This window comes from Acetatifactor sp. (assembly GCF_982438285.1).
The window spans coordinates 1-2,006 of sequence record NZ_CEWDFQ010000451.1; the positions used below are offsets into that span (position 1 = coordinate 1).

Genomic DNA, 2,006 nt, shown 5'->3' on the forward strand with positions numbered 1-2,006 from the left:
GCTCTTCTGCATCCGCCTTTTCTCTTTCCAGCTTTTCCAGCAATCCGTCCCTCACCGAAGCCTCAAACTCCGTAAACATATTTCCAGTTTGCTGCAGCACATGCCGGCGGACTTCCTCCTTGCGCTTTTCCTGGTTTTCCTTTTTCATGCGCTCCCATTCCGCAAGGACGTCCTCAATGTTCATCTGGCCCGTTATCTGCTTTTCCACCTGCTCGCTTTCGGGCAGCACAAAGCTGATCTGTCCGTCCGTCTCCTGGGAAAGCACCTCCGCCATTTCTTTGGGCGGCTCCGCCTGCATAACCTGCTGTACAGGTTCTCTTTCTGAGCGCATCTGCTCCATCACCATCTGACCAGTGACGTCCGGCTCCCCATCTGCAGGCTGCTCCTGCTCAGATGCCGTGACTGTATTCTGCTCAGCCGCTATGACGGTCTTGAATGAAGCTGCAGGCTCAGACTCCGGCTCTGTCTGCGCCTGCGCCTGGTTTTCCAAGTCTGCAATTTCCCCGGTTTCTCCGAAAAACACTTCCGAGGATTCCATCTGCTCTTCCTCTGGCTCCAAGGCAGCCTCCGCCTGTATGTGGGCCCGCTCTTCCCCCAGCACCTCTCTTAGGCCGGCTGCCAGCTCCTCCTGCAGATTGATCGTGTTATACTGTCCCACATCCATGGTCTTTACATGGATGTCCATATCCTCCGGCCGCCTGGCTTCTTCCTGAACCTCTTGGTTCTGAACCTCTTGGTTCTGAACCTCTTGGTTCTGACCCCCTTGGTCCTGGGCCTCTTGGGGTTCTCCCTCTAAAATACCTTCCTGTACCGCAGGATACTCCCGGGTATTCCCATAGTCCTGGACAGCTTCATAGTCTTGGACAGTTTCATAGTCCTGAACAGTTTCATATCCCTGGGTGCCTCCATAGCTTTGAAGGTTCTCGCCGCCTTGCTCCCCAGGGTATTCCTCCTGCTCCTCTTCTGCATTTGAGGTCTGTATCTCCGGCGCCTGCCCATCAAACCGATGGTCGTATTTCTCCTGCTGCTCAGGGCTCAGAGGCTGATGAAGCATTTTAAGCTCCATGGCCTTAATCACATATTTTCCCTCTCCAAACCAGAGAATCAGCTCATCACATTCTTCCACGCACCGGGTGGCAAGCCCTACCCGGTGATATAGGTAGGCCAGCTCATAAGCCCACTTTTCCCGGTAATCTCTTTTTTTCAGCTCCTCCAAAACCTCAATGCGTTCTTCCAGACTCACATCCTGCGCCTCATACAGCTTGTACTGCAGAATGTAGCGCCCCGGATCCTTGGGCGCTATCTGCACAAATTCCTTATAATACTCTATGGCCTGCAGATATTCCTCCATTTTGATGGAAAGCTCACACAGAGAATAGCAGATGGTCCTCCCACCCGGACGGCGCTCATATGCCAAAAGAAGCATATCCCTGGCGTCCTCATATCTGCGGTTTATTTTATATAAGTCGCTGATGGTGCACAGCATCATCACACTTTTGACCCTCCGCCAGTCAATGGTGTCAGCAATCTCTGCCGCCTGGGCATAATCCCCCTGTGCTATCAGCTCCTTGATTTCATCTGACCTTACTTTATATTCATACTTATCCAAGGTATTCCGCTCCCTTTTTGGTCTTTGGTTCGTTGTTTTCAGACTTTCCCGCTTTTCCCCCTAAGTTTATCATAGTCCCCTCTGATATGTCAAAATAAACGGAGGAAAAATTGCCTTTGCAGCGTAACAATTCACCCTGCGCCCTACAGCAGATTGTTCAGTCTGGCAAATTGTTCCAGAGAAAGAGACTCGCCCCGGATCGTGGGGGAAAGTCCCATCTGCGCAAGCGCCTCAAAAACCTGCTCCTTGGAGATATGCAGCTCCCCCGCATTTCCCAGACTGTTTACCAGGGTCTTTCGCCTCTGGTTAAAGGATGCTCGAATCAGGGCAAACATTCTGGCCTCGTCCTTTGTCTGTACAGGAGGCATCTCATGGCACAAAAGCCGCACCACTGCAC

General features: G+C 52.1%; 1 protein-coding gene and 1 pseudogene. Both read right to left on the reverse strand.

Annotation, left to right across the window (positions count from 1 at the left end; genetic code table 11):
- Positions 1-1,609: tetratricopeptide repeat protein (locus AC1WIP_RS15125; protein ID WP_481142608.1), on the reverse strand; the 1,609-nt coding region annotated here is incomplete at its 3' end.
- 143 nt (positions 1,610-1,752) lie between these two features.
- Positions 1,753-2,006: pseudogene (locus tag AC1WIP_RS15130) on the reverse strand (16S rRNA (adenine(1518)-N(6)/adenine(1519)-N(6))-dimethyltransferase RsmA); the annotation flags it as partial.